Annotated in this window: 21 protein-coding genes and 1 tRNA gene; 12 read left to right on the top strand and 10 right to left on the bottom strand. The window is 51.7% G+C overall.

Going from position 1 to position 24229, the window contains the following annotated elements:
• Window positions 1-15: 15 nt before the first annotated feature.
• The 5 genes from LZ24_RS04180 to LZ24_RS04160 all read right to left on the bottom strand — a co-directional run bounded on the left by LZ24_RS04180 (window position 16) and on the right by LZ24_RS04160 (window position 4611).
• The gene (locus tag LZ24_RS04180; RefSeq protein WP_144682645.1) at window positions 16-1002 is read right to left on the bottom strand and encodes an outer membrane protein assembly factor BamD; all 987 of its coding nucleotides are present in this window, start codon (window positions 1000-1002) and stop codon (window positions 16-18) included.
• An 899-nt stretch (window positions 1003-1901) separates the two neighbouring features.
• Window positions 1902-2648, bottom strand: coding sequence for a sirohydrochlorin cobaltochelatase (locus LZ24_RS04175; protein ID WP_186442922.1), 747 nt, complete (start codon window positions 2646-2648; stop codon window positions 1902-1904).
• 13 nt (window positions 2649-2661) lie between these two features.
• Entirely contained in the window at window positions 2662-2883 is a 222-nt protein-coding gene (locus tag LZ24_RS04170) for a PLDc N-terminal domain-containing protein (protein ID WP_144682641.1), read from the bottom strand.
• A 7-nt stretch (window positions 2884-2890) separates the two neighbouring features.
• Window positions 2891-3769, bottom strand: coding sequence for a lytic murein transglycosylase (locus LZ24_RS04165; RefSeq protein ID WP_144682639.1), 879 nt, complete (start codon window positions 3767-3769; stop codon window positions 2891-2893).
• Entirely contained in the window at window positions 3760-4611 is an 852-nt protein-coding gene (locus tag LZ24_RS04160) for a histidinol-phosphatase (protein ID WP_186442921.1), read from the bottom strand. Before LZ24_RS04160 ends, LZ24_RS04165 begins: the two co-directional genes overlap by 10 nt.
• A 567-nt stretch (window positions 4612-5178) precedes the next feature.
• Between LZ24_RS04160 and radA the strand changes: the two genes are divergently transcribed.
• Window positions 5179-6531 (top strand): DNA repair protein RadA, encoded by a 1353-nt coding sequence (gene radA / locus LZ24_RS04155; protein WP_144682635.1) that lies wholly within the window; start codon window positions 5179-5181, stop codon window positions 6529-6531.
• Window positions 6532-6631: 100 nt separating this feature from the next.
• On the opposite strand, the gene LZ24_RS04150 is transcribed toward radA, so the two are convergent.
• Window positions 6632-6889, bottom strand: a complete 258-nt coding sequence (locus LZ24_RS04150) for a hypothetical protein (RefSeq protein WP_144682634.1) — start codon at window positions 6887-6889, stop codon at window positions 6632-6634.
• Between the two features lie 105 nt (window positions 6890-6994).
• Between LZ24_RS04150 and LZ24_RS04145 the strand changes: the two genes are divergently transcribed.
• From LZ24_RS04145 to LZ24_RS04130, 4 genes are all read left to right on the top strand, one after another.
• Window positions 6995-7654, top strand: coding sequence for an RlmE family RNA methyltransferase (locus LZ24_RS04145; protein WP_246118515.1), 660 nt, complete (start codon window positions 6995-6997; stop codon window positions 7652-7654).
• Between the two features lie 41 nt (window positions 7655-7695).
• Entirely contained in the window at window positions 7696-8430 is a 735-nt protein-coding gene (locus LZ24_RS04140) for a YebC/PmpR family DNA-binding transcriptional regulator (protein ID WP_144682632.1), read from the top strand.
• Between the two features lie 80 nt (window positions 8431-8510).
• Entirely contained in the window at window positions 8511-10715 is a 2205-nt protein-coding gene (locus tag LZ24_RS04135) for a S8 family serine peptidase (RefSeq protein WP_186442920.1), read from the top strand.
• 216 nt (window positions 10716-10931) lie between these two features.
• Window positions 10932-11471, top strand: a complete 540-nt coding sequence (locus LZ24_RS04130; RefSeq protein ID WP_144682628.1) for a protease complex subunit PrcB family protein — start codon at window positions 10932-10934, stop codon at window positions 11469-11471.
• Here LZ24_RS04130 and nadA read toward each other — a convergent pair.
• Together nadA and LZ24_RS04120 are read right to left on the bottom strand one after the other, a co-directional pair.
• Window positions 11468-12364 carry a quinolinate synthase NadA gene (gene nadA / locus LZ24_RS04125; RefSeq protein ID WP_144682626.1) on the bottom strand — a complete coding sequence of 299 codons (897 nt, stop codon included), beginning with the start codon at window positions 12362-12364 and terminating at the stop codon, window positions 11468-11470. The genes LZ24_RS04130 and nadA overlap by 4 nt on opposite strands.
• 231 nt (window positions 12365-12595) lie before the next feature.
• Window positions 12596-13228, bottom strand: coding sequence for an outer membrane lipoprotein carrier protein LolA (locus LZ24_RS04120; protein ID WP_144682624.1), 633 nt, complete (start codon window positions 13226-13228; stop codon window positions 12596-12598).
• A 121-nt stretch (window positions 13229-13349) separates the two neighbouring features.
• Between LZ24_RS04120 and tgt the strand changes: the two genes are divergently transcribed.
• From tgt to LZ24_RS04085, 7 genes are all read left to right on the top strand, one after another.
• Window positions 13350-14468, top strand: a complete 1119-nt coding sequence (tgt, locus tag LZ24_RS04115) for a tRNA guanosine(34) transglycosylase Tgt (RefSeq protein ID WP_222427523.1) — start codon at window positions 13350-13352, stop codon at window positions 14466-14468.
• Window positions 14469-14647: 179 nt separating this feature from the next.
• A complete protein-coding gene (locus tag LZ24_RS04110; protein WP_144682622.1) occupies window positions 14648-15085 on the top strand; it encodes an OsmC family protein in 438 nt (145 codons plus the stop codon).
• Window positions 15086-15114: 29 nt separating this feature from the next.
• Window positions 15115-15969, top strand: coding sequence for an Lcl domain-containing protein (locus tag LZ24_RS04105; protein WP_186442919.1), 855 nt, complete (start codon window positions 15115-15117; stop codon window positions 15967-15969).
• A gap of 471 nt (window positions 15970-16440) precedes the next feature.
• The gene (locus LZ24_RS04100; RefSeq protein ID WP_186442918.1) at window positions 16441-18804 is read left to right on the top strand and encodes an Lcl domain-containing protein; all 2364 of its coding nucleotides are present in this window, start codon (window positions 16441-16443) and stop codon (window positions 18802-18804) included.
• A 178-nt stretch (window positions 18805-18982) separates the two neighbouring features.
• Window positions 18983-19749, top strand: a protein-coding gene (locus LZ24_RS04095) for an IS5 family transposase (RefSeq protein WP_246118514.1) whose coding sequence is annotated in 2 segments (ribosomal slippage) — window positions 18983-19321 and window positions 19324-19749 — 765 coding nt in all. Because the reading frame shifts where the segments join, the coding sequence is not laid out codon by codon here.
• 288 nt (window positions 19750-20037) lie between these two features.
• Complete coding sequence (locus LZ24_RS04090; RefSeq protein WP_144682616.1) at window positions 20038-20589, top strand: Lcl C-terminal domain-containing protein; 552 nt, start codon at window positions 20038-20040, stop codon at window positions 20587-20589.
• Window positions 20590-20803: 214 nt separating this feature from the next.
• Complete coding sequence (locus tag LZ24_RS04085; protein ID WP_144682614.1) at window positions 20804-22735, top strand: Lcl domain-containing protein; 1932 nt, start codon at window positions 20804-20806, stop codon at window positions 22733-22735.
• 62 nt (window positions 22736-22797) lie between these two features.
• Here the strand turns inward: LZ24_RS04085 and LZ24_RS04080 are convergent.
• Together LZ24_RS04080 and nqrF are read right to left on the bottom strand one after the other, a co-directional pair.
• A tRNA-Met gene (locus LZ24_RS04080) sits at window positions 22798-22874 on the bottom strand.
• 136 nt (window positions 22875-23010) lie between these two features.
• A complete protein-coding gene (gene nqrF / locus LZ24_RS04075) occupies window positions 23011-24225 on the bottom strand; it encodes an NADH:ubiquinone reductase (Na(+)-transporting) subunit F (RefSeq protein WP_144682612.1) in 1215 nt (404 codons plus the stop codon).
• Between the last annotated feature and the right edge of the window lie 4 nt (window positions 24226-24229).

Below are 24229 nucleotides of genomic sequence, written 5' to 3'. Positions count from 1 at the left end.
TCGTATTCTCTCCTTTTATAGATTGCTCAGGTAGTATTCCAGCTCTCCGCGCTCAATAAAGCCATCCCCCTTTGTTCCTCCCCCCCGTCCGTTATCCAAAGCTTCCATAAATGTATTAAAGGCATCTTTGATTTGGTGGTTCTGCTGTTCCCCAATATTCATCATGCGTAAAATAGCTTCCACTGTCTGGTTTGCAATGGCAATGTCAAAGGACAGTTTTTCAAGGATTTTATCCTCTTTCAGAAAGTCTACTATATGGGAAAAGTTGACCTGATAACTCTGGTGGGCATAGAGATCCCGGATTTCTTTTTCAGTAAGAATAAGGCTGTCAAGGGTCAGGTCTTCCATTATGATGTCTCCGATAACAAGAACCGCATGGTTCAAGGCGATGAGTCCGATCTGTATTTTCTGGTCATCATTGAGTTTGATGAAGGCATCTGCAAGCAATAGGGTGGGACTGGCCGGATTTTTTTGCGTATTGGAAGCGTAAGTTTTAGACTGCATTGCTTTTATGTTTGTACCTGCATTAATCCAGGTCAGGTAATTATTTCCGGTGAGCTCAAGTAGAGTGTTCATCGCTTTTTCAAAGGAAAGGATTTTTCTGCCGATTTCGTTTTTTGTAATTTTCGGCTGGCCTGATGATCTTGTCAGGGTCCGTCCGATGAGCTCAATGGTGTCGTTGTTGTCTGTGCCTTTTTTGTCAAGATAGTCAAGGGTTTCCATAAAGTTAAAAACATCCATACCTGCACCGCCTGCAATGGCGCTGGCGTGATAGGAGCGTATCTGTTGGTCTGTCGGGTGAGACTGAACAAGATTTTCAAAAACCTTTTCGGCTTCTGCATAGTTTCCCCTGTCCAGTGCCATCAAGCCCTTTTCAATTCTTGCCTCTTTTGAGTTATCATCGGATAGCCCTTCGGTCGCATTGCATCCTGAGAGCAATATCGAAGATGCAGAAAAAAACAAAAAGATTCCGATGGCAAGGGATATTCGTTTTTTTTTCATTTTTGACTCCTTTTTTCTTTGTTTGGATACTTAAATCAAAGGCGGATTTTCGTGTATGCTGTAGGCAGAAAAGGCGTAAATATGCTGTTTTTTATAGGTATGGTGATTTTATGTTTCTTTTAAAAATTACTAATGTCTCATCTCCCACTCGGCATGGATAAGCCCCATGCTCTTTTGATGAGAATTAAAAACGAGATGTTATTTTATCTAGTGCGTTTTGAACATTTTAGTAAATTGTGAAGCTGGAATTCAGTCCTTTGAACATTGGAAAAATATGCTGTCAAGACCCCGTGTCTGCTGAATTTGCTCAGGCTTGTTGATCCTGATTATATGAATTCACCTGTAGAATAGACTGAAATAATCCCTCATATGCTTCTTTTTGTCAATTGTGTTTCTGGTTGTTACTGTCTTTAAGCCACGCGAACCTTGGTCAAGCTATATGAGCGGCAATTCACGCCCTGTTACGGTGTTTTGTCATAAAGTAACTTTTGAAGTTACTCAGAAGCAACCCACGCCGTGTTACGGCGTCTTGTCATGAGTAACTTTTGAAGTTACTCAGAAGCAGCTCACGCCCTGCTAGGGCGTCTTGTCATAGAGTAACTTGTGCAGGATTCAAACTAATTTCGATCAGTGATGGATAATTGGCCATTTTTTAAGCTTTTGAATTAAAAGAACTAAATTCAAGTTACTCAGAAGTTTTACGCATGTTCGCTTAGCACCTGTAAAGGGTACCCCTACATAAAAAGGATCGTAAAAACCATACACAGGCGCAGGCCTTCAAGCCTGTCCGTATTAAAGCTCTCGCACCATGGGCCTGACAATAACCAGGCCGACAGACTGTGGCAGCGTAAGGGTGGTAATCAGAATTGAATATATCTGAGTTGGGTGTGTACGAAATTTTACAGGGCATTGCGCAGGTGGGCACAGAAAATATCCCCAATGGCGGGGTTCATGCCGATACCCTCGGGGTGGAACTCCGCTGGGATGCCGGCTTCCCTGAAAGTACTGCGCCAGGAATTGGTTTTTCCTGCAAGATCTTCACTGAAATGTCTTCCCGTAACCAGAGTAAAGGGAAATACCACGGCTTTGGAAAAACCGGCCTTTTTTATGGCCGCCGCTGTTCCCATGGCTCCGGGTTCCCCTTCAATCATGCCGTAAAAGGCCTGATTGCCCCATACTTCCCTGAACGTTTTACCCATGAGATGGAAGAGCGCACCGCCGGGGTGAGAAGAGCCGTGCAGGGCCAGAACGGCGGCGGTGTCATGATCAAGCCCTGCAGGCCCGTCCATGGCAAGGGCCGCAGCCCTGCAGTCTTCCATGGATGCAAGCAGGGGCAGGCTCAGGCGGGTGTCAAGGGGAGCCTTTCTGCACAGGGGAATCAGTTTGTGAAACTCTGCGGCGCATACCACATGCAAAGATTGCAGAACGGCCTTCTGCTGCCCCTGATCCGCAAGGCGCTGCAGTATCTCTTCCGGCGAAGGTGGGGTGTCCGGATTTTTATTTTTCTGCACACTTCTGGCGGCAAAGGCCCAGTGGAAATCGCAGTCAGGGAAGTTTTTTCTGAAATGCGCTTCCAGGAAGTCCCGCACCCTGCGGGTGTTTTCACGGGTGCCGAAGGCCGTAAGAATAACCGGTACGCGGTTCATGTTTTTTCCCTTCTCATGCCTCGGGTTCTCTGGGGATGCGTCTGCCCAGATGTATACCAATGATGGCGTAGATAAGACAGCCGATAAAGGGAATGAGGGCCACAAATCCCCAGAATATTTTTTTCCCCCTTGAGCCGAAATCCCTGCGGAGAACATCAAAAAAAGCCAGATTGGTGAGCAGGAGAAAGAGAAAGCCAAGGCCTGCCCAGACAAGAACGGTTTCCAATTTTTTCATCCTTTCTTTATTCCCGGAGTTTGTCAGCCACATCCAGAATGGCCCGGGCATAGGGTCTGCTGCGGTTATAGGTGAGGAGTATTCTTTCCTGTTCCTGAATGTTCATTCCCCGTTTCCACCCATGCTCCTTCAGATAGCGGGCGGCACTGAATATGGCGTCTTCATGGGTACTCAGCCGGATGATTCCGTCCCCGTCTCCGTCGGCGGCGTAGGCTTCGATATTGGAGGGCATAAACTGGCATATGCCTACGGCTCCCGCATAGGAGCCTTTGATCTCAGCGGGATGCACGCCCTTGGCCTCTGCGTAGCGCAGCAGGGGAGCCAGCTCCTTCCGGGCCCATGCCGCCCGGTTCTCTGCCCTTCTCCTGAAGGCTTCTTTGTCCGGGTAACGGCTTTTGTCCCCCACATGCTTACGGATTTTTTCCTGCACATCCGGATCGGCCATGGCTGCGATGCTGGCAAGGTTTGCGATGGCCGCATTTCTTCCCATGAAGGTGCCGAGTCTGGTTTCCACCAGCAGCAGGGCTGTGAGAATTTCCGGAGGAACGCCGGATTCCTTTTCTGCCCTTTTAAGGGTTGTTTCATGTTCTATCATATATTTTTTTGCCCGCTGTACCGGTTCCGGCCGCGAAAACTGCCCATAATCCAGCTGGCTGTCCTGAACCGTGAAAAAAAGGGCAGGTATATTGGGGTTAAAGCGCATGTCCGGATGGGAGAAGAGCCGCTCAAGCCGGGCAGCATCCAGGCCTTCTTTGAGGAGGCTGTCCAGAACCGGGATAAATTCAGTATCCTGCGGAGCAGGAAGGGGAGGCGTTTTTTCTGCGTAAAGCCCCTGGACGGGCAGGGTCAGGGCCATCACAAGAAAAAGAATGTGTCCTATGCGCATGGTGTCTCCTTTGGGGGGTAATCCGCTTTCTGCAGAAGGGATGCAAGGGGCAGTATCCTTTGTCTGCGCCTGTCAAATCCTGCGATGCTGTCGTATCCCGCAGCACGGATATGGCCTAAAAGTGTTTCCGTATATTTTCCCACGGATTCCGGCCTGTGGGCATCCGAGGCCAGGGTGACGGGGATATTTCTTTTTTTACAGGCCTTCAGAAGAAAATCCGAAGGATAGGGCCTTCCCATGGGCTGATCCAGACCAGATCCGTTGATTTCCACCACAAGTTTTTTTTGGGATACGGCATCCAGCAGTTTTTCCATCCGCCTGTCTGTTTGTTTTCTTTCCTCAGGGCTCAGGTCCGGAGCGAATTTATCCATGAGATCCAGATGACAGAGAATGTCGCAGAAGTCTGCCGCCACCAGGGTTTCCATGGCGTCTATATAGGCATGGAAGAGGGGCAGGGGGGGCAGATGGGACCATGTGTTTCTCCGGCTCCGGCTGGCAATGTTGTGGCCCTGAACAAAATGCACGGAACCGGCCACCATATCCAGATCATAGCTTTGGATGATGTGGCGGATTGCTTCAAGGCTTTCCGGGTGAAAATCAATTTCAAGCCCGGCCAGTACCCGGATTTTTCCCTCCCATGCCACAGCCAGTTCCCGGATGCAGTTCAGGTAAAAGGGGACATCTTTGGCAGCCATGCTGTGATCCGTGGGCAGGGGGGGCAGGGTCAGGTGATCGAGAAAGGCGATTTCCTTGAGTCCTGCATCAAAGGCGGCCTGAACCATGGCAGCAGGCCTGCCCGTGGCGTGCTTGCACAGGGGGGTATGGACATGGTAGTCAAGCATGGGCTTATCCTTATTTCCAGATATTTTTAAGCACATTTTATTACGAAACTTTAACGTTGTAATTTCATGGATTCAGCTCCATTGCAAGGCACCCGGGCTATTTGCCAGTGACGTTGCAATCGTTTCGGATTCCGGCACTCAAGCCATAAACCCAAAGCCTATGATGCAAATAATATAGCTTTTTCAGGCTTGAGTGCCGGAGTGCTAATAAGAAGCGGCAAACTGTCTGAGCCGCCACAAAGGCAGCGCGCTTGAGTCGGCTATGGTAATAAAAAAGCTTGTCCTGCCTGTGGCGGTGAGTTTTTTCCGCTTCCGCACAGGACAAGAAGCTCCCGAATCCGGCACTCAAGATCCATAGGCATTTTTGCTCCCGTAAAGGGCTTGAGTTTTTTAGCTTGAGTGCCGGATTGCGTCACGGGTAAATGTCTGGGTATCTGTAGCCTGTGTTTCTGTTTGACAGATATGGCACTTAAAAAATTGTGCTGAGCACATACATTTACAGTTTCAGGCGGACCGGATCAGGCCGAATCCGCAGAGAACACTATCCTGATTGGCTCCGGGGGTCAAATGGTGAAGAAGCAACAGAAGAGTATTTTTGTCTGCCAGTCCTGCGGACACAGGGCACCGAGGTGGATGGGACGCTGCCCCGAATGCGATGTCTGGGACAGTTTTATGGAAGAGCGGGAAGCTCCGGCAGCGGTGCGCAAAGGCAGTGAGCCTAAGGTCTATCCCATGGACAGTATTCCGCTGGATGCGGAAAAAAGGACGGAAACCGGTATTGCCGAGCTGGACCGGGTGCTGGGAGGCGGGCTTGTTTCCGGAAGCCTTGTGCTTATTGGCGGCGATCCGGGTATAGGAAAGTCCACCCTCATGCTGCAGACCCTTGCGGGGCTTGCGGAAAAGGAAAGGGAGGTGCTTTATGTTTCCGGTGAGGAGTCCATCCGGCAGATCCGTCTGCGCTCCCAGCGTCTGGGGGCCGTGAAGCCGGGTATCCTTGTGGCTGCGGAAACAGATGTGGAAAGGGTACTGCATCTGGCGGAAGCAGGAAAACCCGATGTGCTGGTCATTGATTCCATCCAGACCATGTTCAGCCCGGAACTGTCTTCGGCACCGGGCAGTGTTTCCCAGGTCAGGGAAGCCACCCTCAGGCTGATGCTTTTTGCCAAAAAAAGCGGTATCCCCACCCTGCTGGTGGGGCATGTTACCAAAGACGGTGCCATTGCCGGTCCCCGGCTGCTGGAGCATATGGTGGATACGGTGCTGTATTTTGAAGGAGACCGCAATCATGTGTTCCGCATCCTCAGGGCAGTAAAAAACCGTTTCGGATCCACCAATGAAATCGGGGTTTTTGAAATGCAGGATGTGGGCCTGCGGGAAGTGGGCAATCCTTCTGCGGTTTTTCTTGCGGAAAGGCCGGAAGCAGCTGCCGGCTCCGTGGTTACCACCAGCATGGAAGGTTCAAGGCCCATTCTGGTGGAGCTGCAGGCTCTGGTGACGGGTACGGGGGGCGGTTCCCCCCGCCGGACCATAGCAGGCCTTGACAGCAACCGGGTGGCCCTGCTGGCCGCAGTGCTGGAGAAAAAGGTGGGGCTGAACCTTGCAGGTCATGATATTTTCATGAATGTGGCCGGAGGGGTCAAGGTGGATGAGCCTGCTGTGGATATGGGGGTGGTGGCGGCACTGGCATCCAGTTTTCTGGACAGAGCCGTGGATGGGAAAACCGTGGTGCTGGGGGAGGTGGGGCTGACCGGTGAGGTGAGGGCCGTGAGCCATCTGGAGACCCGCATGGGGGAAGCTTTGAAAATGGGTTTTTCCCGCTGTCTGGTTCCGGTTTCCTCCGCCCGGCGTTTGCAGGCACCCGAGGGCATGGTTCTGGAAGGGGTGAAAACGGTGGAAGAGGCCATGGAAAGGCTGTTTTGAAAAAAAGTTTCCGTAGCTGTTCAGCACAATTTTCCTTTGACAAATTGAACACCTTCAATCAGGTGCATAGACAACCGGGCCATTTGTTCGTGACGCAATCTTATTCGGAAGCTTCTTGCCCTGTGCGGAAGCGGCAAAAACTCCCCGCCACAGGCAGGATAAGCTTTTTATTACCATGGCAGGCCTTGGTACGCTGCCTTTGTGGCGGCTCAGACAGTTTGCCGCTTCTTTTGCCCAGGTCTGCAAAGCTCTGATCCGAAACGATTGCAATGTCACTCACAAACAGCCCGATTGTTTTTTGCTGGAACCATGGTTCTGAAATTGATGAACAATTTTTCAGGAAAATATGCTGAATCATTAAAGGTTTCTCTTTGTTTTTTTGTAAGGTTGTATTGACGGGAAAAGTAAAAAAAATGTATTCATTGAAGGTTTTGGCTTAAAAGGTTGTCTGAAATGGAGTCCCATGGCAGCAAAAAAAGCAAAGGGCAGAATGCCTGCTAAAAATCTGGCAAACCCCTGGGAGGATCATTATACGAGGCTGGCCCGCAAGGAAAACTATGTGGCAAGGTCTGTGTATAAGCTCAAGGAAATTCAGGATAAATATGGTCCCATGCAAGAGGGTCACAGAATTCTGGACCTGGGATGTGCGCCGGGTTCGTGGCTGCAGTATGCCACGGAGATGGCAGGGCCTTCGGGCGGCGTTCTGGGTGTGGACCTGAAACCTGTGGATCTGGCTTTTCCCCCCCATGCCCGGGCCGTGGTGGGGGATATTTATGATCTTTCCGCTGAGGTCCGGGAGTGGCTGACACCGGGGGTGGACGGTGTCCTCAGTGATATGGCACCGGCAACGACAGGCATGGGCGATGTGGATGCCCTGCGGTCGGCGGCCCTTTGTGAGGCAGCCCTGTTTCTGGCAGCAGATGTTCTGAAACCGGGCGGTTATTTTGTCTGTAAGATTTTTCAGGGCCGGGGGTTTGATTCCTTTCTGGCTGAGGTTAAGAGGCTTTTTGAAAAACAGCGTATCTTCAAGCCCAAAAGCTGCCGGAAACAGAGCCGGGAAATTTATGTGCTGGGTATGGGTTTTTTCGGAAAGCCGGATGTAGACGGATCGGACGTGAATTGAAATAAAGTGGCTGGCAAGGGCAGCCCAGGTGGAGGAAATGGATGGCAGGGCACAGCAAGTGGGCGAACATTCGTCATAAAAAGGGCAAGGAAGATATACGCAGGGGTAAGATTTTCACCAAGCTGGCCAAGGAGATCATGGTGGCTGCGCGCATGGGTGGCGGGGATCCTTCCAGCAATCCCAGGCTTCGCACCGCAATGATCGCAGCCCGTGCGGAAAACATGCCCAAGGACAATATGGAAAGGGCCATCAAGAAGGGCTGCGGAGATCTGGATGGGGCCAATTATGAGGAAATCATCTATGAGGGCTATGGGCCCAGTGGTGCCGCAGTCATTGTGGAGGTCATGACGGACAATAAAAACCGCACCGTGGGTGAGGTGCGCCATGCCTTCAGCAAATGCGGCGGCAACCTTGGTGCCAATGGCTGTGTGGCCTGGATGTTTGATAAAAAGGGTCTCATGGTGGTGGAAAAGGCAGGTGCGGATGAGGAGGCGCTTATGGAAGCAGCCCTTGAAGCCGGTGCCGAGGATGTGCGTGAGGAAGAAGAGTGCTTTGAAATCATCACCGATCCCCAAGACTTTGATGGTGTGCGGGATGCCCTGGAAACGGCTGGCTTTGCCTTTACCATGGCAGAGGTGAGCATGATTCCCCAGACCATGACCCGCCTTGAGGGCAAGGATGCGCAGCAGATGGTCAAGCTCATGGAGATGCTGGAAGACAACGATGATGTGCAGAAGGTGCACACCAACGCAGATATACCTGAAGATTTGGTATGATGGCAGGAGGGGGCGGGCTGGTGCCTGCTCCCTGCATTCTGCTCCCGCATTTTACCCCGCCCGTTTCCGGGAGGTTTTGTATGCGACGCCCCGCCCTTTTTATTCCTCTTGTTTTCTGTTTTCTGACGGCCTGCCTTTCTTTTTCATGCGATGGGGGCAAGGAAAAAAAATCTTATATCCCTGCAATAAGCTTTTCCCTTGAAATACCGGATTCCTTTAAAAATGATGCGGGCATACCAACGGCACCGGCAAGGGTTTTTGTTTTTGCCCCTGATTTCTTTTCAGAAGAGGGAAAACTTCTTGATTATGCCTGGGAGGTGAACGGAAAGGCCGCAGGTGAAGGAAAAGCCCGCTGGCTGGCCTTACCTTCTCCGGGCAGCAACGCTCTTGAACTGCGGGTTTCAGATTCATCCGGAAATTACCGGACCCGCAGGGAGGAAATTCATCTGGCTGAAGGTCCGGTCCTTTTTCTTTCCGGCAGGGTGTATCCGGTACGGGAACGGAGAGCCGTAGATACCGTCTCCCTTTACCCTTCTTCCGGGGATATCATCCCCGGTGAGGTCATTGTCCGGTTCAGGGAAAAGGAGGCTGCTTTCCGTTCCTCCATGGCTGCAGAAGGCTTGCAGGAGCTGGAAAGAAGCAAAGACAGGGCACTGCTGCGTGTATCTCCGCTACGGAATACCATGGGCCTGAATGGCCATTCGGACCCGATGGAGGCTTCGGTGGAGGAGACCCTCGCAGCGGTGGAAGCCCTTCATCTGCGCAGGGACGTTCTCTGGGCGGAACCCAATTACAGGCGCAGGATTTTCCGGATACCGGTCAATGATGCGGCATATGCAGAGGATCCCCGTCGTTTCTGGCCCCTGGAGGCCATTGCGGCACCTGATGCCTGGGAGCAGACAAGGGGGGCGGGAACCGTCATTGCCGTGCTGGATTCAGGTGTGATGGCAGATCACCCGGACCTTAAAGGGCGCATCGGTCCCGATGGGCATGACTTTGTGAACAAGCAGGCAGGAACACCTTCCGATGAAAGTCCCTTCCATGGAACACAGGTGGCGGGCATTGCCCTGGCCACCATGGACAATGGTCTGGGGATTGCCGGTGTGGCGGGTGAAGCTACGCTGATGCCCCTCAGGGTGATAAAAAATGATTCTGCCAGTACCTGGGATATTGCCCAGGCCATACGCTATGCCGCAGGCCTTGAAAATGCTTCGGGGCGGCTGCCCCAAAGAAGGGCCGATGTGATCAACCTCAGCCTTGGCGGAACATTTCATTCAAGGGAAGAAAGGAGTGCTGTGGAAGCGGCCCTGGAAGCAGGGGTCTTTGTGGTGGCTGCCGCGGGCAATGAGGGAAGGGACAGAAAAAATTATCCTGCGGCCCACAGGGGGGTTTTTGCCGTGGCTGGCGTGGATCAGGGCCTGATGCGCCATCCCGACAGCAATTACGGAGACTGGATTTCCCTTGCAGCACCCTTTGGTCCCGTTCATACCACATCGGCATGGAGTCTTGTCAGGCCCCAGGCATCCTATGCCGATGTCCGCGGAACCTCCATGGCAGCACCCTTTGTCAGCGGTGTGCTGGCCCTGATGCGCAGTCTGGATCCTTTCCTTTCACCGGAACAGGCCATGGGGATTCTTGAAAAGGGAGGCATGACCAGGGATCTGGGGCCCTTGGGAAAGGATGCGGGCACAGGCTGGGGCCTTGTGGATGCGGCAAAGGCCTTGGAATCTCTGGTAGCGCTTGCTGTAGCACCTGAGGCCCTTTATATGGGCATGGGCGGGGATCAGGCCCTTTTTTTTCTGGGTAAAGGCAATGGGGGGGCAGGTATGCCCGTATCTTCCCTTCCCTGGCTTGGGATCCGGGAGGCGGCCCATGGGTTGAATACCCGGACCTTTGCGGTTTCTCTGGACAGGGAACATGGGGATTTTCCTGAAACAGGAGGGCGTTTTTTTATTGCCATTCCGGGCGATTCCGGCGATTCCCTTTATCCTGTGCATGTGAACATGCCCCCTGCGGATCTTTATGGATTATCCCGGGATCATGTTTTTGTTGTCCTTGAGCAGGAAGGGGCAGGAAAAAAGAGGTATTACCCTCTGAATGAAGAGGACAGGGACGGGGGAGCCTGGCTCTGGCGTATGGAGGATGTTGAACCGGGTCTTTACCGTGTCCGTATTCAGGGAGAGGGGCTGAAGGGTGCATATCCATCCGGAGAGGGCAGGCCTGTCTGGGTCTTTCCGGGGGCACCCGGCCTTGAACATCTTGATTTTGTGGTTGAAGTGTTTTAGAAAAATCTTGTAATTATTCAGCAGGTTTTCCCTCTTCCCCTGGGAGGGGGGCAGGGGTGAGGGAAGAAAGCTGTAAAAAGCACCTTGGCCATTTGCATTTGCTAAAAATTTTAAAAGCCTGCAAAAGTCAGGAAGCTCATGCTGAATAAAAAATCTCCTCAATCAAAAGAACAGGCTGTCGGGCTGTCCGGCCAACATTAGCGATGGATCCGGGGTATGCACGGAAAGGGTGAAAGCATCATGGGACAGAAATTGTGGCGGATTCTGGCAGGAGCTTTTCTGGTAAGCCTTGTTCTTTATGGGTGTATTTCCGGTAAAAAGAGCATGGGGGGGACGCCTGTGGCAGAGATACTATACCATGGCTCGGACTGCGGTTTCCGCAGCGATGCTCCCTTTGGCCTGTGGATAGGAGGTGCTTCAGATTTTTCCCGGCTGGAAGCGGATGGCAGCCTTCTCTGCGAGACCGTCCGTCAGCGTCTGGAAGACGTGGATTTTAACCGTGGCGGTGTGCTGCTGCTGGGGATGGGTATGCAAAAAACAGGGGGCTATGGTATCCGGCTGGCATCCACGGATCTGGAGTTCAGTGGGGATACGGCCATTGTCAGGCTGCGTCTGATCAGGCCTTCACCGGGCAGCCGGGTCACCCAGGCCCTGACATGGCCCTGTATCCTCATAGGTATTCCCCATGGGGAGTATCGCCATGTGCAGGCCATGGATGACGCAGGCCGGCTGATGGTGAAGACCCGGATTCACTAGCCTTTTATGGCCATCATTTTTCTGACGGCCTTCAGGGCGGGGATGCGGATGTCTTCGGGGACCGTCACCCTTCCGGATTCCTTTTCAAGGGTATTTTTCAGAATTTCAAGGGTGATTTTTTTCATGTCCGGGCAGTACATCTCAGGACTTGCCGGATGGAAAATCTTGTCCGGGCAGGCCTGTCGAAGGGGGTGGAGAAGCCCTGTTTCCGTGCCAATGATAAATTTTTTGTGCTCAGATTCCTTTGCCATGCGGATCATGCCCGAGGTGCTGGTAACGGCATCGGCCATGGCAAGAACCTCTGGCGGGCATTCGGGATGGGCGATGAAAAAGGCATCGGGGTGGGCTTTTTTTGCCTCAGAAACGGTTTTGCGGTCAAGGGTGTTATGGAAGGGGCAGAAGCCTTCCCACAGGTGAATTTTTTTTGAGCTGTGGCTGGCCGCATACAGGGCGAGGTTGCGGTCCGGGGTCATGAGAATTTCTTCACTGTCAAGGCTTTCCACCACCCGGATCACGTTGGCTGAGGTGCAGCAGATATCGGAGAGGGCCTTGACCGCAGCCGTGGAGTTCACGTAGGTGACCACGGGGATGCCGGGAAGCTGGGCTTTACGTTTTTTCAGGGCTTCCGGTGTCACCATGTCCGCCATGGGGCAGCCCGCATCTTCCACGGGAAGCAGGACGGTTTTTTCAGGGGAGAGAATGGCTGCGGTTTCCGCCATGAAGCGCACGCCGCAGAAAACAATGATATCGGCATCGGTTTCCGCAGCTCTGATGCTCAGTTCCAGGGAGTCTCCGCACAGGTGGGCCACATCCTGAATTTCTGCGGGAACGTAATTGTGGGCCAGTATGATGGCGTTTTTTTCTTTGGCCAGCTTTCTTATGGTATCTTTCATTGTCTGTCCTGTTGTATCTGTCGTGTATGGGGTCTTTTTTAGGGCACCAGACGCTGTGTGTCCGGGCCGGATTGAAAAGAAGGGTTTGTTAAAGCCGGAGCTGATTTTGATGATGCGCTGAACCCTTCGGGGCAGGGAACCTTGTTGTAAAGGTTCCCCTTTTTTTGTCATGATATTTCCTGTAAAAGAAAAAGTTTTTCAAGGGTAATCTGTATTTTTAAGGGGGTTTGATTATTCCCCCAGCTCAAACTCACGGGTCTGGGGCGGCGGGGTGAAATGGAAGAGGTCTTCTTCGCACAGGTCGTGGCTTTCTTCTCCGAAAAGGCGGATGCGTGTCACATCCCCGTAGGCATTGAGGGTTTCAATGCTGATAATGCGGCCGGTTTCACTTTCCGCTTCAACGAAAAGCTCCGTGAGACCCGGCTCGGGCTGATGGGGGATGAGCCTGAGTCGGACAGGGTCGGCTTCGGGTTCTGAAACCCTGGTATGGGTAAAATCTTCCCTGAGAGATGCCATGTCCGAAAGAAAACGCCCACCCTTGCCCCTGCCGAAGTAGGGTTCCGATGCACCGACCAGCACTTCCTGTTCCAGGGGAGAGTATATCCAGAGGGTGGTCCCGTCCGTGACAATGAGTCTTGGTTCCGGGGTTTCGTATTCCCACCGCATACGGCCGGGATGGGAAAAGACAGCTCTGCCGTCTGCCCTTTCGGATATGTCCATGGCGGCGAGGATGGAAATCTGTTGAAAACTGGCGGAAAAACACCGGTCTTTGTAGCGGTTTTCCATGGCCGCAATCACTTCTTCTCCGGCGGAGGCCTTGCTGTAAGATATGAAAAATAAAAAAAATATGAGTAGAAATTTCATGGAAGTCTCCTGGTTCAGGGTTACAGAGCCGCAGTCAGGGTAACGGAAAGCCCCTTTGTTGTAAACGGAAGGCTCTCCTGCCAAAAAAAATATTTATGGGTTCATTTGAAAGGAAAAGCGCATGGCGCAAAGGGATATACAGTTCAGGCTGCTTGCAAAGGACAGAAGCGGTGCCCGGAGGGGTGCATTCACAACCCATCACGGGACCGTACAGACACCGGCTTTCATGCCCGTGGGAACGGCGGGTTACGTGCATTCCACCCCGGCAAGGGATGTGGCGGAAACCGGTGCTGAGGTGCTTCTGGCCAACACCTACCACCTTTCCCTCGGAGACAGGCTGGCATCGGTGCGTTACATGGGCGGCCTGCATCGCTTCATGGGATGGGAGAGGACCATACTCACGGACTCCGGCGGGTTTCAGGTGTTTTCCCTGCCGGACCGGGTGATTGATGATGAGGGGGTTACCTTTTCCTATGAGGAAGACGGGGAAAGGGTGATGCTGAGTCCTGAAAAATCCATGGAAATACAGCGGGATCTGGGAGCTGATATTGTCATGGCCTTTGATGAATGTGTTTCCCATACCGCAGACCGAAAGTATGTGGGAAAATCCGTGGGGCTTACCACGGCCTGGGCCTCACGGTGCAGGGATGTGAAACTGCAGGATCACCAGTTCCTTTTCGGCATTGTACAGGGAGGGGTCTTTGATGATCTGCGCAGGAAAAGTGCCAAAGAGATCACTTCCATCCCCTTTGACGGTTTTGCCATCGGCGGTGTCAGTGTGGGGGAGGGTTTTGATCTCATGCGCAGGGTTGTGGGTGTCACAGCGCCCTGTCTTCCCGAAGATCTGCCAAGGTATCTCATGGGCGTAGGGCTTCCCGAGGATATTCTTGAGGCCGTGCATCTGGGGATGGATATGTTTGACTGTGTGATTCCTACCCGTTATGCCCGGCAGGGAACCCTTTTCACCCGCACGGGCAAACTCCGGATCAAGAATAAAAATTTCAGGAAAGACCGCTATCCTCTGGATACAAAATGTTCCTGTTATACTTGCAGAACCTTTTCCCGCATGGTGCTGCGCTATCTGTTTTTTTCCGGTGATCCTCTGGCGGAAACCCTTGCAACCATACATAATATTACCTTTTATCAGGATATGATGAGCGATATCCGCAGGGCCATTGAAGAAAACAGATTTGAAAGTTTTAAAAGGGAATGGCTGGAAATTTATAAAAAAAACAGGTAAGTTTTTTTGTCTGTTTTTTCTGTGGCCACGGAGCCTGTGCTGTCCAGACTCTGTTGGTATGATAAAAAGTTCATTTCTGGCTCGGGGTAGATTGATAATTGCCTGATCATTGTCATCAAACTTAAAATAGCAGTTATTCTTTTTAGTCCGTTTCGGTTGTATTCGTTAAGAAGGACACCATGGCTGAGATTCATATCAGGGGACTCGGGAAGGGGGAATTCCTTCTGGAAAAAGAGGGTATGGCAGAGGCCCTGTGTGTACGGTCTTCGGCATCGGCAGGAAAAGATGCCGGTTTTTCTCCTACGGATCTTGTGGCCGCAGCCCTGGGTTCCTGTCTGATGGCGGTGATGGAGGCGGTTCTGGAGCGTTCCGGTTGTGATCCCTGTGCTTTTAGCCTTGACGTGGAAAAGGAAATGGCGGAATCTCCATCCCGTATCAGCCGCTTATGTGTAAGAATCAGCCCCCCCCGATCACTGGAGGCTGTATTGGTGAAAAAGCTTGAAAGAGCCATGGGGCTTTGCCCGGTCAAACGGAGTCTTGCACCGGATGTGAAAATTGTGGTTGTCTGGGAGCATCCGAAAGATTCTCCACCACCGGTGGAGGAGGGCAGGCTGTGACGGGTTTTGGAAAAGGGGAAAGGAAGGGTATGGCTGGCTTGTCTTTTTTTCGCAGGCTCTTCTTTACAGGGTGTGTCTTGCTCATGGCGGCCTGTACCGGAGAGAAGGAGTACGGTGTTTTGCATATTGCATCCCAGCCCGGTGATGTCCACGTTTTTATCAATGGCGAGCGCAAGGGGAACACCCCTGAAATTCAAAGTCGCTCCTTTACTATTCGTCTGGAAACGGGGTTCTATACCCTGGAAGGTTACAGACCCATTGATTCGGATATGGAATATTATGCCAGTCGTGATGATGTTTTTGTCGGAGCCAACACGGAGCAGCATCTGATGCTGCATATGGAAAAGCGCCTCACCGAGGCCGGTATGAAGAATGCGGCCCTTCTCTATATGGAAAAAGCCTTTGCAGATCGCTATTATGATAACGGAAATGGTACACTGACGGATATTGAAACGGGCCTGCAGTGGATGCGTTGCAGCCTCGGGCAGGAATGGGACGGGAAAAACTGCCGGGGAGTGGCAGATGCCTATGCCTGGTCCAGGAGCAGGGATACGGTTCGTGCCTTTAATATGGAAGGCGGTTATGCGGGAAAAGAAGACTGGCGCATTCCCACATCAGAGGAGATGCTGACGCTGGTTTTCTGCAGTTCGGGGCATCCTGAACACTGGAATACCACAGGTGACCCCTGCCAGGGGGTTTACAGAAGACCCGCCATTCTGGAGGCTGCCTTTCCCAATACACCCAGTACCTGGTTCTGGACATCATCGGAAGATGCCTCTAATCAGAGATTGGCTGAGTTTGTATTTTTTCACTATGGCAGCAGTCGGATCGGTGATAAAAGTAATGAAAAGTGCCTGCGGCTGGTGAGGGACAGCGGGCTGTAGCGGTTTTAAAGGGGAGAATGGAAAAAGGCGGATCTTTATATAAAGGTCTGCCTTTTTGCGTTTTCACCACCTTCCATCGGAATAGCCGGGTCCTTTCCGGCGTACAGCCTATACGGTAAATCTGTTGCAGGAACGAAGTCTGCCGGCCTTAGGCCGGGTTGAGGGAGTCATGTCACGACAGATCCGGTCCAGCAGGTGAATTGAAAAGGGATTTTTATAGTTATCAGCTATATATCCTTCCTTTTTATTGACATTCCGTGGGGACTTTTTTATAAAAAAATAATTGTCACAAAATGAATATAAATTTTTATCGGTGCCTCAGAAACCAGGCTGGAGGATTGCATGCAACTGTTTTCTCAGCGGAAGTACTTGTTTTTATTTTTTATTTTGGTTTTTTATTCGGGCCTTGCCAGCGCCGGAACCGGTCTTTTAAATGACACGGGCGTGCTCAGGTGGTCAGACAGCAGCAGCATGAACCTTGAAAGCCCGGTGGCAGACCATCCGGGGCAGGATGCGGATTTTGGCCGGGATGCAGCAGCACGGGCCGGAAGGCTGAGCAAGAAAGGTTCCGGTGCCGCAGGTTTTGATTTTACCCGTCTGGGGCAGAATGGTCAGCCCCTTGCCATTCAGAACAGGGGCTGGTCAGATACCGGTTCCGAGGCAGAGGGAACCCAGTGGGCCTGTGTTCAGGATAACCACACGGGGCTGATCTGGGAGGTGAAAGCAAAAGAGGGTCTGAGGAGCCGGGAACATACCTATAGCTGGTACAACCCGGACAATACCTCCAACGGAGGGGAAGCAGGGACGCAGAATGGAGGCGCATGCACAGGGTCTTCCTGCGATACCCTGTCCTATGTCCAGACTGTGAATAGTCAAGGTCTGTGCGGTTTCACGGACTGGCGCATGCCCACCAGAAATGAACTGCTTTCTCTGGTTTATTTTAATAGCAGCAGCGGGCCACAAATTGATGTGAACCATTTTCCCAATACCAGGGGGCATTCAGATGAATCTGATTACTGGACGGCTTCTCCTGTCGCATCAAGTACTCCATTGGCGTGGACGGTATTTTTTAATACGGGCCTGCTTTCAAATGATGCAAAAAGTGCTGCCAATCCTCTGCGTCTTGTGCGCAGTGCAGGGGCATTCGTTCAGCCAGAAGATATTCAGCCTCTGGCCCATTACTGCTTTGAAGATGCGCTGAATCCGGGCAGAGACTGTTCAGGCAATGGCAATGATTCCAGCGGATCAAGCGGAACGCCCCTGCGGGTTGCAGCGGGGCACGGCCATGCCATTTATCTTGACGGCAATATGTCGCACTTTGAGGGTAGTGCTATGAATTTTCCTTCCGGCGCAGAACCCCGCACCCTTTGCCTTTGGGCAAAGTCCAGTGTCACAGGTTCACATGCCGCACCCCGTGTGGCCTTTTCATGGGGACATGAAGCGGGTATTCCCAGAGCCTATGGACTTATGCAGAACAATGTGCCCTGGGTTGAAAGTGAAAACTGGTTCACCTTCCTCTATGCAGGTTCTCAGGATATTCCCGAAGAACTGGATGCAGGCGTTGCCGTTTCGGGTGACTGGCAGCATATCTGTACCAGCTATGATGGTAATACCGTACGGCACCACATTAATGGAGAGCTTACAACCACCCACGATCTTGTGCTGAATACCGGCAATGAATTTTTCCGTATAGGAAATAAGGACGGGGACGGGCCTTTCCACGGATATCTGGATGAAATCAGAATTTATGGTTCAGCCCTGAGCAGTACAGCGATTCAGACCCTTTATGACAGTGAAGCACCGGAAATACGCTCTCCTCTTCTGACAGCTCCGGTTCTGAGGGTACAGCCCGGAGACGGGCAGGTTCTGCTTTCCTGGGATGCGGTACCCGGTGCGGATGGGTATGTGCTGTATTACGGCACAAACCCCGGCATTGATCCGGATACCTTCCTTAGTTACGGAGAACGCCTTGAACTGGGTAATGTCAGTATTTATGCCCTCACAGGTCTGTCTAATGATACGGACTATTATTTTGTATTGCGGCCCTCTGCTTCCGGGCAGGAGGCGGATCAAAAAAGTGAGGAAATCACCAGCAGGCCGGTTGCGGTCACAATTACCCGGCGTCCCCTCAATGATACGGGTATCGACTGGTGGGCAGATGAGGATACCAATAACCTTACAGATCCCGTTGCTACCCATCCCGGACAGGATGCTGATTTTGGAAGGGATGCCATGGCCCGTGATGGGGCGCTTGCTAAAATTGGCTCCGGTGCGGCGGGCTTTGACTTCACCAAACTGGGTGCAGATGGCCAGCCTCTTGCTATCCAGAATGGCTCTTGGGATGAGGCAGGCAACGAAGCTTCAGGCACAAAATGGTCCTGCGTGAAAGACAATCACACAGGACTCATCTGGGAGGTGAAGGTGAATGATCCTGATCATCTCAGGCATATGGGACATACATATTCCTGGTACAACCCCGATTCCAACACCAACGGCGGGTATGCAGGCACCCAGAATGGCGGCACCTGTACCGGCTCTGGCTGTGATACCTTCGCCTTTGTGCAGGATGTGAATGCGGTGGGGCTTTGCGGAGCGTCGGACTGGCGGATGCCTACTATCAGTGAATTGAATTCCATTGTTCATAGGGGTCGGGGAAATCCAAGCATAGATATAGATTTTTTTCCCAATACAGGGGCAAGTAACTTTTGGTCTTCCTCGCCCAGTGCCAGCCGTAATGTAGATGCTTGGAGCCTCTCTTTCGACGATGGCATTGCTAACAATTTCGTTAGTAAGCTTGGCAAACGCCCTGTGCGTCTTGTGCTCAGCGGACAGTGATATTTGTCTTGTTTTCTCACTTCCCCTACTGGGAGAAGGGCCGGGGCTTTGCCCGGCATACAGGCCAAAAATTGAATTTGTCTAGGGCGTGTCATCAATTGTACGACTGATAATGTTCCGGATTCACAACGAGGTCGTTTTGTGGTTTTCTATTGATGGGCTGTGGGAGGACCCTTCAATGACAAGACGTTATGGATTGAGAGATGATCAGTGGGATCGGATCAAGGATTTGCTTCCGGGTCGGGAAGGCCATGTCGGGTGTACGGCCAGGGATAATCGTTTGTTTGTGGAGGCGGTTCTTTACCGGTACCGCGCGGGCATCCCGTGGCGGGATCTTCCGGAGCGGTTCGGTGACTTCCGCGTAATTCATACCCGTCATATGCGCTGGAGCCGAAGCGGAGTATGGAAAAAGGTTTTCGAGCATCTGGCCAAGGATGCGGACAACGAATACGCCATGATAGACAGTACCATTGTAAGGGCTCACCAGCACAGCGCTGGCGCAAAAGGGGGGACCGCGTAACGGAATGTATCGGACGGTCGAAGGGCGGTTTGACAACCAAAATTCATGCGACATGTGATGCTCTGGGCAACCCAACGGGCTTTCACCTGACTCCCGGACAGGCGCATGATTTACAGGGAGCGGATACCCTGCTTCCCGGATTGATCGACCGGATCAAGGCTTTTCTGGCCGACAAAGCATATGACGCGGCCCGGCGAGTCCTGGATGTACTCGAGAAGGCGCATGTGGAAGCCGTGATTCCTCCTAAACGAAGTCGCACGGATAAACGCGTATATGACAAGGAATTGTACAAGGAACGCGCCTTGATTGAAAACTTTTTTGCCAAACTCAAGCAATATCGCGCCATTGCTACACGATACGATAAACGGGCCATCGCTTTTTTAGGTGCCATACACCTAGCAGCTTCTGTCATATGGCTTAACTGATGACACGGCCTAATGTGTTGAAGTCTGTTGATCTGAGTGCCGGGTTGACAAAAAAAAGAGTATTTTGACATCTTCAAAACTATATTTTTACACCACAACGGGTTTGATAAAAATGTGGGTAAAGCTAAGTCATCTGGGTGGTGCCAGAGGCTCTCGAAGTCAGAGGGTTGTCTGTCCGGCATGCAAATCGCGTACTGAATTTGTTTTAAGCTGATAGTTCCTTCCCGTTTGAGTGTCGGAGGGTTTAGTAAATATTTTTTGGCATCTTTAAAATAAGGAGTGTTCTCCATGAAACCTTGCTATCTGTTCATTTATCTTTCTCTTATAGCAACCCTGTTGTTTTCTTCGTCTCTTGTGGCCGAAACCGTATGCAGCGGATCGGAAAATACAGCCATTATTTCCACCACTCCAACGGTTGATTTTGACATCCATCTTAATGGCACCGTAACCCATAAGCCTACGGGTCTTATGTGGATGCGTTGTTCCCTGGGGCAGGTCTGGGATGGCAGTACCTGCATGGGAGATGCCAGTAGATACAGTTGGCAGGGGGCATTGCAGGAGACGCAGGATTTTAATGCAGCTGGTGGTTTTGCAGGCCATACGGACTGGCGGCTTCCCAATATCAATGAAATGGAATCCATTGTGGAAAGACGGTGCTATGAACCTGCCATCCATGGTGATGTTTTTCCGCAGTCAGGGTTATCCTCCCCCTCCTTTTGGTCTTCCTCGCCTTTTGCCGTCAGTAATAACTCTGCGTGGAGCCTCTATTTTAGCAGTGGAGGTGTTACCTATTTCAGCAAGCTCAACCGTAGCCAGGTGCGCCTCGTGCGTGGTGGATAATGATTTTTGCTTTTTTCCTCTTCTCGCTCTGGGGATAAGTAGAGTGGGAAGTGAGAAGTGAGAAGAAATTGTTAAGGGTTGATGCAAGTTTTAAGATTAATAATATTTTCTTGCTTATCCCTCTGGCCGTGGGGTTTTTAGAAGAACCCCCAAGCCTCCCACAGAGGAAGAAGGGTTTAACAAGATCGTCTATTTTAAGTAAGGAGTCTTACTCATGAAAATATCTGTTTTTTTTTATCTGGCACTGCTCAGTGCCCTGATTTTACCCCTTTCCCTGTCAGCCCAGACCCAGTGCAGTGGTACAGCCAATACGGGGGTATTGTCCACCACCCCCTCATCGGATTTTGAAATCCATGCCAATGCAAGCCTCACCCATAAAAAAACGGGACTCACCTGGATGCGCTGCGCTCTGGGGCAGAGCTGGGAGGGGGGCACCTGTACGGGAGATGCCAGTATGCACATCTGGCAGGATGCCCTTATGGAAGCAGAGCAGCTCAATCGGGAGGGCGGTTTTGGCGGCTTTTCGGACTGGCGGCTTCCCAACTACAAGGAGCTGGCCTCCATTGTTGAGGAAAGGTGTACAGGCCCTGCCATGAATGCCCTGCTTTTTCCCGGTGCCCCTGCTTCTGTTTTCTGGTCTTCCACACCCCTTAACAACGCAGATGACAGACCTGCGGCCTACATCCATTTCAATGGTGGGGATTCTTTCATCCATGAAGGAGATACGGGCAGTGTCCGCCTTGTACGCAGCAGTGGAGAAGGCCCGAGGATTTCGGTTTTCCGGGAAGGCAGTGGGGATATTCCCTCCGTTGCTGTGGGAGAAAAGGGCAGCATGGCATTTACCGTGAAAAACCTTGGAACGGGCAGCCTTCTTGTGTCCGGCATTCGTATTTCAGGCAATGATGCAAAACTTTTCACCCTGCAGGAACAGGCCTGTACCCAGCCCCTTACGGCCGGGGCATCCTGCTCCGTTTCCATTCTTTTTGCTCCGGAAACTCCGGGCGTAAAAAATGCCACGCTGGAAATTGAATCCAATGATCCCGGTACGCCAGTCCGCAGCATACAGATGGCTGGAAAACCCGATGCCTCAGGCCTTGCTCCTGCAGGTGCATCCACACCCCAGAGTGCCCTTGGCTGCTTCATTGACACCTCCGCATATGGTGCAGGATCTTTTTCTCTAAAGGGTTTTTCTGGGGGCCTGTGGTTTCTTGCACCGCTGCTTTTTCTGCTATTTTTTAGAAAAATTCCCTTGAAATCCTTTTTTATTTTATGCGTGGCAGGCATTCTGACCCTTTCTGCGGGAGAGAGCCTTGCAGGTACCACCCATGTACCTTTCACGGCCAGAGGATTTCTTCTGGAGGAACCCCGTCTGCTGGACAACCGTGTTTATCAGGACACCACCTTCATCACTACCCAGACCCGTACAGACCTTGATACCCCCTCAGGCGCACCCCCGGAAAGCGGTGCCAAAGGGGTTGGGGTAACAACCCTTTTTGGAAAAAACACCAAGGTGGTAGGCCTGCCCCTTTCCTATCAGATTCATAGATATTTTTCTTTGAAGGCTGATATCCCATGGTATGAGTCTGAACCTCCTGACGGGAAAAAGGAAAGTGGTCTGGGGGATATCAGCACAACCCTGCGCATGCAGCTTGGCAGCAGCCGTCTTCTGTCCAATACCTACCTGTCCGTGAAACTGCCGACGGGAGATGAGGAAAAATCCCTTGGATCGGGCAGCTATGATATTTCCCTTACCCAGAAGTTTATTTTAAGGCTCTGGGATTTCCGTTTTACGGGCATGATGGGTTATACCCACCGCATGGAAGCCGATATTATGGGCTTTAATGTGGATTACGGTGACAGGATCGCATTCATGGCTGCTCTGGAGTATGCCCTGATAGGAAACAGGCTGTGGGTGGGGATTAAGGGAAGCGGTCTTGCCGCCGCAGAAACAAAGATAGAGGGAAAGGGCCAGACCGATAGTTTTACCACCTTTGATGCAGGGCCTGAGATCCGCTATTTTCTTCCGTTCATGGAAGGAACAGCCATCCAGCTCGGAGCCATGTTCCCGGTGGCCACCAGTTTTGATGGTGAAGAAAAGGAAGAAAGAAATGCGAGTTTTTCTGCGGGCTTTGCCGGGTCGTTCTGAATGATGGCTTCTTATGGATAAAAAAAGGCCTGTGGAAAAACCACAGGCCTTTAAATTTTTTTTGGTAGCGGGGGCTGGATTTGAACCAACGACCTTCGGGTTATGAGCCCGACGAGCTACCAGACTGCTCCACCCCGCAGCAACGAGTCCGGACAATACGCTCCAAAAACATGGAAGTCAATGCTTTTTTTATCCCTGTCCGGATTCTGTTTCTCCTTTGTCGTTTTCAAGTCAGAGAATAAGTTCTTATTTCAGTATTTTTCAGGTGCCTTTGGCTAAAATTTGTCATAGGCGATCATTTCTTCTTCAACCCCAAGATTCCATAGAATATCCACCACCGCATCCACCATTACAGGGGGGCCGCAGAGATAATACTCAATTTCAGAAGGATCTTCGTGGTTTTTCAGGTAGGTTTCATACAGCACCTGATGGATAAAGCCTGTGGGTCCATCCCATTGATCTTCGGGCAGGGGTTCCGACAGTGCCACCTGATAGCTGAAGTTGGGATATTTTTCCGTAAGGGATCTGAAATCATCATCATAGAACATTTCCCTTCTGGACCTTGCTCCGTACCAGAAGGTGATTTTTCGTTTTGTATGCAGGGTATTGAGCTGATGCAGAATATGACTGCGCATGGGTGCCATGCCAGCACCGCCTCCCACAAAGCAGATTTCTTTTTCGGAATCCTTTACGAGAAAATCGCCGTAGGGGCCGCTGAAGGTGATTTTGTCGCTTTCTTTGAGGTTGAATATGAAAGAAGACCCCACGCCAGGAGGTGCATCGGGCTGGTCCTCGGGTGGTGTGGCAATGCGGACGGTTAGGCGCGGCTGGTCCTCATAGGGAGGATTGGCAAGGGAGTAGGCACGGAAAACCCGTTCCTCGGAGCGGGCTTTGATGTTCCATAACTGGTATTTGTCCCAGTCATCCACATAGGTTGTGGGAATGGAAAAATCTGAAAAAGAAAGCTTATATTCGGGAATGTCAATCTGTATGTACTGGCCTGCCTCAAAGGAGAAGTCTTCATCGGGATCCACTTTTAGAAGAAGTTCTTTGATGTAGGTGCCAACACTTCGGTTGGATACCACGGTGGCATGGTATTTTCTGATGCTGAAAATCTCTTCCGGAATGGCGATGGACAGGTTGTTGCGAACCTTGAGCTGGCAGGCAAGGCGGATGCCTTCGGCCTTTTCCTTACGGCTCAGGTGGGAAAGTTCCGTGGGCAGGACGTCTCCGCCGCCCTCCAGAACCTTGCATTTGCACATGGCACAGGTACCGCCACCGCCACAGGCCGAGGGCAGGAGGATACCCTGACCCACGAGGCTGCTGAGGAGGGTGCTGCCGGTGGACACCGTAATGCTTTTGTCTTCATCCCCATTAATGAGAATACGGCTGTCCTCTTTTTTGACCAGCCGTGATTCCACAAAAAGAAGCAGCAGCACCAGAGAAAGGGTGACACCCGTGAATACCAGAAAACTGATAAGAAAGATCATGGCC

It is taken from the genome of Desulfobotulus alkaliphilus (assembly GCF_007830435.1).
In the GTDB taxonomy this organism is placed as follows: Bacteria; Desulfobacterota; Desulfobacteria; order Desulfobacterales; family ASO4-4; genus Desulfobotulus; species Desulfobotulus alkaliphilus.
The sequence above is the reverse complement of the archived record's forward strand: the minus strand, read 5'-3'. Positions and strand labels throughout refer to the sequence as shown.

Coding starts and splice junctions, on each gene's coding strand:
- LZ24_RS04180 (WP_144682645.1), bottom strand. CDS start 1,002: ATGAAAAAAAAACGAATATCCCTTGCCATCGGAATCTTTTTGTTTTTT.
- radA (WP_144682635.1), top strand. CDS start 5,179: ATGGTGAAGAAGCAACAGAAGAGTATTTTTGTCTGCCAGTCCTGCGGA.
- LZ24_RS04110 (WP_144682622.1), top strand. CDS start 14,648: ATGGCTGAGATTCATATCAGGGGACTCGGGAAGGGGGAATTCCTTCTG.
- LZ24_RS04120 (WP_144682624.1), bottom strand. CDS start 13,228: ATGAAATTTCTACTCATATTTTTTTTATTTTTCATATCTTACAGCAAG.
- LZ24_RS04140 (WP_144682632.1), top strand. CDS start 7,696: ATGGCAGGGCACAGCAAGTGGGCGAACATTCGTCATAAAAAGGGCAAG.
- LZ24_RS04130 (WP_144682628.1), top strand. CDS start 10,932: ATGCACGGAAAGGGTGAAAGCATCATGGGACAGAAATTGTGGCGGATT.
- LZ24_RS04085 (WP_144682614.1), top strand. CDS start 20,804: ATGAAAATATCTGTTTTTTTTTATCTGGCACTGCTCAGTGCCCTGATT.
- tgt (WP_222427523.1), top strand. CDS start 13,350: ATGGCGCAAAGGGATATACAGTTCAGGCTGCTTGCAAAGGACAGAAGC.
- LZ24_RS04100 (WP_186442918.1), top strand. CDS start 16,441: ATGAACCTTGAAAGCCCGGTGGCAGACCATCCGGGGCAGGATGCGGAT.
- LZ24_RS04150 (WP_144682634.1), bottom strand. CDS start 6,889: ATGATTCAGCATATTTTCCTGAAAAATTGTTCATCAATTTCAGAACCA.
- nadA (WP_144682626.1), bottom strand. CDS start 12,364: ATGAAAGATACCATAAGAAAGCTGGCCAAAGAAAAAAACGCCATCATA.
- LZ24_RS04090 (WP_144682616.1), top strand. CDS start 20,038: ATGAAACCTTGCTATCTGTTCATTTATCTTTCTCTTATAGCAACCCTG.
- LZ24_RS04170 (WP_144682641.1), bottom strand. CDS start 2,883: ATGAAAAAATTGGAAACCGTTCTTGTCTGGGCAGGCCTTGGCTTTCTC.
- LZ24_RS04175 (WP_186442922.1), bottom strand. CDS start 2,648: ATGAACCGCGTACCGGTTATTCTTACGGCCTTCGGCACCCGTGAAAAC.
- nqrF (WP_144682612.1), bottom strand. CDS start 24,225: ATGATCTTTCTTATCAGTTTTCTGGTATTCACGGGTGTCACCCTTTCT.
- LZ24_RS04160 (WP_186442921.1), bottom strand. CDS start 4,611: ATGCTTGACTACCATGTCCATACCCCCCTGTGCAAGCACGCCACGGGC.
- LZ24_RS04165 (WP_144682639.1), bottom strand. CDS start 3,769: ATGCGCATAGGACACATTCTTTTTCTTGTGATGGCCCTGACCCTGCCC.
- LZ24_RS04135 (WP_186442920.1), top strand. CDS start 8,511: ATGCGACGCCCCGCCCTTTTTATTCCTCTTGTTTTCTGTTTTCTGACG.
- LZ24_RS04145 (WP_246118515.1), top strand. CDS start 6,995: ATGGCAGCAAAAAAAGCAAAGGGCAGAATGCCTGCTAAAAATCTGGCA.
- LZ24_RS04105 (WP_186442919.1), top strand. CDS start 15,115: ATGGCTGGCTTGTCTTTTTTTCGCAGGCTCTTCTTTACAGGGTGTGTC.